Below are 7,740 nucleotides of genomic sequence, written 5' to 3' on the forward strand. Positions count from 1 at the left end.
CTATGCCTCGTCCCCCGCAGTATGCGATACAGCAGGCGAGGGCCGGAGATGCTACTTGGAAGTGTGACGGTCACGAATGATTTCTCGTGTTCACACTTTGCTGGTAGTCATGCCGACAGTCTGGAGTTTAGTACTGCCTAATGAATACTTCCCTGGAAGCTGTGTTCGGACTCAGGCCCGGGATGCGGCGCGCCTTCATCATGGTCCAGGACGTGGTCATGGTCCTGGTCGCGGTCGCGCTCAGCCTTGTCCTGTCGCGGTCGGATCTTTCGTTCGGCGCGCTCTCCACGGAGGGTCTTTTCACCTGGGCCGGCATCGTGCTCATCAGCCATCTTCTGTTCAGGTATTGCGGCCTCTACACCACGGTCTGGCGCTTCGCCTCGACGCCTGATTTCTTCAACATCCTGAAGAGCTGCGCGATCCTGACCTTCGTGCTCTACGCCGTTTCGCTGGTCGTGCGTTTCTTCCAGCCGGTCGCTGGCCTCAACGAGCGCCAGTTCATCGTCTTCCTGCTCGTCTCCTTCACCATCATCTCGGCGCCCCGGCTGTTCTACCGCTTCCTGCGTGACGGCGCGAGCTGGGGTATTTTGAACCGCAAGGCGGACACGGCGCGGACCAAGCAGGCCCTGTTCGTCGGGCGGCTCGGCGAGGCCGACCTGATCATTCGTTTCACGCGTACGGCGCACCCCGCCGAGCATTCCATCGTCGGCATCATGGCGACCGAGCGTGGCGCGCCGCTGGGCACGCGCATTCAAGGGGTTCCCGTGGTGGCGACCCGGCCGCGCCTGATCGATGTCCTGGAGGACTATGCGACCGGCAGCAAGAGCCTCGATCTGCTGATTTTCGGCAGCGGCGCCGAACACGAGATCGAGGAATATTCCGAGCTGGTCCGCGTCGCGCGTCACGGCGACATTGGGGTCGTGCAGTTCGCTGGGCTTTCGCAGGTGGGCCAGGAGGGAAAGCTCGTTCTCGATGCCGTCGAGATGGAGACGATCCTGCGCCGCCCGACCGTGCCATCCGACATCGAGCGCATCGGCGCCTTTGTCGGCGGCAAGCGCGTCCTGGTCACGGGAGGCGCCGGTTCCATCGGGCGAACGCTGGTCAAGCGGTCGCTGGAGCTTGGAGCCGAGGCCGTGCTGGTCGCCGACAATTCCGAATTCGGCATCTTCCAGCTGAGCCAGTATGTCGACGAGAAAGACCATGACCGCCTCAAGGTCCGCATCGTCGATGTCGCGGACAGGCGCCAGATGACGCGCGTCGTCACGGAGTTCAAACCCGACATCCTCTTCCATGCCGCGGCGCTGAAGCATGTTCCGCTGCTGGAGGAGAACTGGGAATCGGCCATCCAGACCAACGTTTTCGGCACGCTCGTCTGCGCCGAGGTCGCCGCCAAATGCGGCGTGGCGCAATTCGTCATGGTTTCGAGCGACAAGGCCGTCGATCCGACGTCCGTGCTCGGCATGACCAAGCGGGCCGCCGAACAGATCGTAAGCGCCCTGCATGAAACGCCGGCCGGAGAACCGGGCGGCCGCCGCGCCGCCACCAAGTTCATCGCGGTGCGCTTCGGCAACGTCTTCGGCAGCAATGGCTCGGTGGCGACCATATTCCAGGCGCAGATCGAGGCCGGTGGGCCGGTCACCATAACCGACCGCCGCATGACGCGCTATTTCATGACTGTCGCCGAGGCCGTCGATCTCGTCATCATGTCGGCGGCCGATGCCGCGTCGCGGCCGGCCGACCAGGACTACGCCGTCTACATGCTCGACATGGGCAAGCCCGTGCCGATCGTCGAAGTGGCCGAAACGATGATCCGCATGGCGGGAAAAAGCCCCTATACGGATATTCCGATCCGCTTCACCGGCATCCGGCCGGGCGAAAAGCTGCACGAGACCCTTCACGGCGAAGACGAGGTATTGGTCGAGCTCAGCATTGCCAAGATTTTTGGCCTGAGCACCGATGTGGCGCAGTGGTCGGATGTCCAGGCAGCACTTGCGGCATTGCAGCAATCCATGAAGAGCCAGGACAAGGCCGCCTCGCTCACCATCCTGGCCGATCTCGACCGCGCGACGAAGACAAGGGCGAACGCGCGGCAGGCCGCGGTCCCGAAGACGGCCGGGCAGGCGAGCTAAAGCAATTCCGGGAAAAGTGCGTAGCGGTTTTCCTCGCGCAGCAAGGCGTTTGACATCAGTGGGTAAGACAGATCTGCGCATTGCCGTCCTGATGGCCACGAAGGACGGCGCCGCCTTCATCGACGAGCAAATGCAGTCGCTGCTCGACCAGTCCCATCCTCTGGTCGACCTCTGGATATCCGACGACGGCTCCGTCGATGGCACGGTTGCCATCGTCGAAACCTGGAAGCCCCGCTGGACAAAAGGTCGGATAAATTTGGTGGAAGGGCCGCGGCAAGGCTTTGCCGCCAATTTCCGGTCGATGATCCTCGACCCGCGCATTGACGCGGATTGTTACGCCTTCAGCGATCAGGATGATGTCTGGGAGCCCGACAGGCTTGAGAGCGCCCTTGGCTGGATGCGGACATTTGACGTGGCGCAACCGCTGATGTTCTGCTCGCGAACCGCGACCATGACCGAAACCGGAAGCCTGGTCGGCCATTCGCCGCTGTTTAGCCGTCCGCCGGCCTTCCGCAACGCGCTGGTGCAAAGCATTGCCGGCGGCAACACCATCCTGCTCAACCGCGCCGCCCGCGATCTGTTGGCCAAGGCCTCCGCCCGCACCGGTTTCGTCAGCCATGATTGGTGGGCCTATCTGATCGTCACCGGTGCCGGCGGGGTCGTCCGCTACGATCCGCGACCATTGGTGCGCTACCGCCAGCATGCGGCAAACCTGGTCGGCGCCAATGCATCGTGGCAGGCACGGATCTCGCGGCTCGGCCGCCTCTTCAAGGGCCAGTTCGCGGACTGGACCGATCTCAATCTCGCCGGCCTTGCCGTCAATCGCGACCTCCTTACGACGGATGCGCTGACATGCCTCGATTTGTTCGCGAAGGGTCGGCAAGGTAGCCTTTTCCAACGCCTGGGCGCTCTGCACAAAAGCGGCGTTTATCGACAGACTGTTGCCGGGACCCTTGGGCTCTATCTCGCCTTCATCCTGGGTCGTATCTGAATATTGCGGACCGCGTGGCGGCGCTTGGCCAGGAAGGCGACCTCATGCTACGCCGACCGGATTGACGGGTTTCGCTCGCGGTTGCCGCGTGAAGCCCTGGCAGGGAGCCCATCGGCCACTCATGACGACAGCCAAGAAAATCTTCGATCTCGCCGGCGCGGCTGTGCTGCTGGTGGCAACCTCTCCCATTCTGTTTCTTGCCATTCTTGCCGTCCGCGCATCGTCGCCTGGTCCGGTGATTTTTTCCCAAACACGGATTGGCCGCGAAGGTGCGCTTTTTCGCTGCCATAAGTTGAGGACGATGTACCAGGGAACGCCATCCTTGCCCTCGCATGAAACCCCCGTGAGCGCCGTGACATCGGTTGGAAAGGGCTTGCGGAAATTCAAGCTCGACGAGTTGCCGCAGCTCTGGAATGTTCTGCGCGGCGAAATGAGCCTGGTCGGACCGCGTCCCTGCCTGCCGACCCAGACGGAACTGATCGAATGCCGCAAGCGGTTGGGGGTTTTGCAGGTGCTGCCTGGGATGACAGGCTTGGCCCAGATCAGGGGCATCGACATGTCGAACCCGCAACTTCTGGCCGAAATCGATGCCAGCTATCTCAGGACCGCGTCGTTCTGGCTCGACCTTCGGATCTTGTTCGGAACGCTTTATCGCGGCTGAGCGCGCCGTGCTCCAGAAGCAAAAAACCAGTCCTTGGACCCGTGGTCAAACGGGAAGCCGGGGCTTTCGGAGCCGCGCTATCTCGGTCAGCCTCTCCAGTGTGCCGGATTCCGGTGCCCAGCCTTCCGAGGCAAGCAGGGAAGGGTCGCATATCTGTGTCGCCGTCAGGCTGTCCCAGAACGGCCGCTTGCCAAGCAGTATGGCGGCCGCCCGCATCGGTCCGGCCGGCATTGGCACCAGGCGCGTCGGCCTCCCGAAACCGCGGCGAAAGGCACCGATGATGGCAGCGACGGAAACCGGCGGCACGTCGCTGGCGGTATAGACCGGATGAAGCGGCTGCGAATGGCAAAGCAGATGCCACACCGCCCGTGCCGCCGATTGCGATGACAGCAGCGAGCGGTTTGCCGTCAACGCGCCTGTCGGGATCGGCAGAGCCGTATCGGCGAGCCGCATCAGCGTCGCCAGGTTTCCTTTCATGCCGATCCCGTAGACCGGAGGCAGCCGCAATATGGCGGCGTCGGCACGGCCATGCGAGGCGTAGGCATCCAGCACCGCGATTTCTGCTTCGCGCTTCGAGCGCCCATAGGCGTCTTGCGGTTCGGGGACCGTGTTTTCGCCGATCGTTGCGCTGGCACGCGCGCCGATCACGGCCCGGATCGAGGAAAGATGGATGAGCCGTCCACTTGCCTGCGTGGCGGCGGCATGTGCCAGACGTGCGCTCAATTGCGCATTGCCTGCCCGAAAATCGGCTTCGGTGGCATTGCCCCGATCATTGTTCAGACCCGCGCAATGGACGATATCCGTAACATCCCTGGTCAGCGCCAGGAAAGCCGCGGCCGGCGCATCGAAACCCGGCATCGGCATGGCGTCGGACCCCGCATCAAGTCTCTCCGGCCGGCGGGAGGCGAGGCGAAGCTCGACACCGGCCTCACGAAGCCGGTGGACCACCTGGCAGCCGATGAAGCCCGTCGCGCCCGTAACCAGGACTTTCATTGTCTTGCCCGGACCGGCTATCGAGCGGCTGGCCGGGGTGCCAGGCCTTCTACTGATGGAACGGCTTGGCTGTTTGCTGGTGAAACCGTCCGTGCTTCCACCAACGCGGCCTGGCGCCCACATGCAAGATATGTTCCCGACACCAGGAAGACCATAAAGACCGAGTCCAGAATGTCATGGCCGATCAGGATGCCTGTCATTCCGGCGGTCAGATAGGTGATCACGACGGCGACAATCATGGTGGCGCCGAACCGCTCGATCGGATCGGCGCTGTCGCGAAGGACCCGGGCGGCATTTCTGGCGGCAACCACAAAGATCGCCGCCAGCGTCACCGCACCCAGGGTTCCCGCTTGCACCAAGGCGGTCAGGAAGCCGTTATGGAAATGACTGAAACCTTCGTCCATCCCGAACTGGTCCTGAAAGCCCTGCTTGATCAAGACGTGAGTGGCCCCCACTCCGTGTCCGAAAAATGGCATCTCCCGAAATGCCTTCAGGCCGATATCCCAAAGCGCGACGCGCGATCCCAGAGCAGTCGTGTGGTCACCATGGGCCGCCAGCGCATCCCAGTCGGAGTGCAGAAATGCAACACGCCCCGCTATCGTCTGGAACCCGAAAAAAGCGATTGTGACTCCGATCGCGGCCAGCAGCAAAAGCACGCGAACGGCATTTCTCCCTCTCAGCCTCTGCTGGTTGATCAGCAGAACGGCGATACCGGCAATCAGCAGCGCCAGCCAGACGATGCGCGTACCGGAGTAGATGATGGCGACCGTTCCGCCGAGTGCAGCGCAGATGAGGGCGATCCTGTACCTCTCTATGCCGGACAGGGCAGCAGCCACGCAGGTCACCACTGCAAGGCAGAGGACCTCAGCGAAAACGATCGCATTCCCGGCCCCGCCCTCGGCGCGTATGCCAAGCCGATACTGCTGATAGACCGCCAGCAGCAGCGCCCCGAAACAGGCAGCCATGCTGGCCAGCACAATGATGCGGACGAGCGTTGTCTTTTGCGTAATGCTCCAGGTCGAATAGGAGATGGGAAAAAACAGAAAGGTGATCAGCGGGATAAGATGCCGCGCGTCCTTGACGATCGCGTGGTTGACGAGGGACGCCAGGACATTGCTTGCGCAATAGGCATAGATCGCGATCGCCAGCGGCATCATCGCCCGGTCGACATTGAAGCGTCTTCTCTTCAAGGCGATCAACAGGACGGACCACAAGCCGCCGCCATTGAACACGAAGCTAACCACCGATCCCAGGACCGGGGGAGAAAAGAAACAGAGAATGGAGAAGTAGATATTGATCCGCGAAGGCGTGAATTGCTGCCTAATGGATGAAAGCCGGTTCAATTTTCGGACCTGCTATTCCAGAGAGATTTTATGCGGCACATCTTCGAAAGTGCTCGCCTCGAAACTGCCCATGCTTCATCACGCACTTGCCCACTCTCGAAAAGCGTATAGCGGCTGGGTCGCTGTTTCGATAGTGCGCCCGCCGAAATCCCGCGAGTTGACCCCTGCGGCGCCGCCGCGGCGCTCTCACACGCAATATATTTCCTGCCTTTTCCCAGCTGAAGGCCCTTCAAGCAGAAATTTCCGGGTTTTGCCACAAGCATGGAAAATTCATTCCCGAACCGACTGCTGCCGGGCTCGTCCTGCATTGTTCTGGGCCGCGACGATCTGCTAGAACGCCCGCACGAAACACTTTGTCCAGAAGCGAAGCTTGAAGCGGGCGCAAAAAGGCTCGATGATTGACGCGGGAACTTCTGTTGCAAGGCACGAGAGAACGCTCACGGTCCATGATATCAGCGCTTACGCATCTGCAGCGGCTTGAAGCCGAGTCCATCCACATATTCCGCGAGGTCGCGGCCGCTTTCACCAAGCCGGTTATGCTCTATTCCGTCGGCAAGGATTCGTCGGTGCTGATGCATCTGGCGATGAAGGCGTTCTATCCGGCCAAGCCGCCATTCCCCTTTCTTCACGTCGACACCACCTGGAAATTTCGCGAGATGATCGCATTTCGCGATCAGATGGCGCAGAAGCTGGGGTTCGACCTTCTGGTTCATGTCAACGAAGACGGCGTGCGCGACAACATCAATCCGTTCGATCACGGTTCGAACACCCACACCCATGTGATGAAGACCGTGGCGTTGCGCCAGGCGCTCGACAAATACGGCTTCGATGCCGCCTTTGGCGGCGCCCGCCGCGACGAGGAAAAGTCGCGCGCCAAGGAGCGCATCTTCTCCTTCCGCAATGCCCAGCATGTGTGGGATCCGAAGAACCAGCGGCCCGAGATGTGGAAGATCTTCAACACTCGCATCGCGCAGGGTGAATCGATCCGCGTCTTCCCCTTGTCGAACTGGACCGAGCTCGACATCTGGCAGTACATTCTGCAGGAAGACATCCCGATCGTGCCGCTCTATTTCGCCAAGCAGCGGCCGGTTGTCGAACGCGATGGCATGTTGATCCTCAAGGACGATGATCGCATGAAGCTGCTGCCCGGCGAGGTCGTGGAGGACAGGTTGGTGCGGTTCCGCACGCTCGGCTGCTATCCGCTGACCGGCGCCATCGAATCCGACGCCGACACACTCGAGGCCATCGTCGGCGAGATGCTGACGGCACGCACATCCGAACGGCAGGGTCGCCTGATCGACCGCGATGAAGCCGGTTCGATGGAAAAGAAGAAGCGCGAGGGGTATTTCTGACCATGCGCCACATCATGGCGAAGAGCCTCGCTCCCACGGATGGCGTCCGCGATTATCTGGCCGCGCAGGAGAAGAAGTCGCTGCTGCGCTTCCTGACCTGCGGTTCGGTGGATGACGGCAAGTCGACGTTGATCGGACGCCTGCTGTCCGACACCAAGCAGATTTTCGAGGACCAGCTCGCCGCGCTCGAACGCGATTCGCGCAAGCACGGCACGACGGGCGACGACATCGACTTCGCGCTCTTGGTCGACGGCCTCGAGGCCGAGCGCGA

At 61.7% G+C, this 7,740-nt stretch carries 7 protein-coding genes; 5 read left to right on the top strand and 2 right to left on the bottom strand.

The genetic code is table 11. The features are described from left to right. Window positions 1-140 precede the first annotated feature (140 nt). The 3 genes from O7A70_RS30675 (at window position 141) to O7A70_RS30685 (ending at window position 3,781) form a co-directional block, all read left to right on the top strand. On the top strand, window positions 141-2,129 hold the full coding sequence (locus O7A70_RS30675) for a nucleoside-diphosphate sugar epimerase/dehydratase (protein ID WP_337143682.1): 1,989 nt from the start codon (window positions 141-143) through the stop codon (window positions 2,127-2,129). Window positions 2,130-2,187: 58 nt separating this feature from the next. After that, window positions 2,188-3,120: a glycosyltransferase family 2 protein gene (locus O7A70_RS30680; RefSeq protein ID WP_337143683.1), complete on the top strand. Its 933-nt coding sequence runs from the start codon at window positions 2,188-2,190 to the stop codon at window positions 3,118-3,120. A gap of 121 nt (window positions 3,121-3,241) precedes the next feature. Next, window positions 3,242-3,781 (top strand): sugar transferase, encoded by a 540-nt coding sequence (locus tag O7A70_RS30685; RefSeq protein ID WP_337143684.1) that lies wholly within the window; start codon window positions 3,242-3,244, stop codon window positions 3,779-3,781. 45 nt (window positions 3,782-3,826) lie between these two features. Here O7A70_RS30685 and O7A70_RS30690 read toward each other — a convergent pair whose 3' ends face one another. Both O7A70_RS30690 and O7A70_RS30695 read right to left on the bottom strand, forming a co-directional pair. Then, window positions 3,827-4,774 (bottom strand): NAD-dependent epimerase/dehydratase family protein, encoded by a 948-nt coding sequence (locus O7A70_RS30690; RefSeq protein ID WP_337143685.1) that lies wholly within the window; start codon window positions 4,772-4,774, stop codon window positions 3,827-3,829. 17 nt (window positions 4,775-4,791) lie between these two features. After that, entirely contained in the window at window positions 4,792-6,117 is a 1,326-nt protein-coding gene (locus O7A70_RS30695) for an O-antigen ligase family protein (protein ID WP_337143686.1), read from the bottom strand. 446 nt (window positions 6,118-6,563) lie between these two features. Between O7A70_RS30695 and cysD the strand changes: the two genes are divergently transcribed. Continuing rightward, window positions 6,564-7,469, top strand: a complete 906-nt coding sequence (gene cysD, locus O7A70_RS30700; RefSeq protein WP_337143687.1) for a sulfate adenylyltransferase subunit CysD — start codon at window positions 6,564-6,566, stop codon at window positions 7,467-7,469. Window positions 7,470-7,471: 2 nt separating this feature from the next. Then, window positions 7,472-7,740, top strand: a 269-nt coding sequence (locus O7A70_RS30705) for a GTP-binding protein (protein WP_337143688.1), incomplete at its 3' end; no start/stop codon positions are given.

It is taken from the genome of Mesorhizobium sp. Cs1299R1N1, assembly GCF_037179655.1.
Classification (GTDB): Bacteria; Pseudomonadota; Alphaproteobacteria; order Rhizobiales; family Rhizobiaceae; genus Mesorhizobium; species Mesorhizobium salmacidum.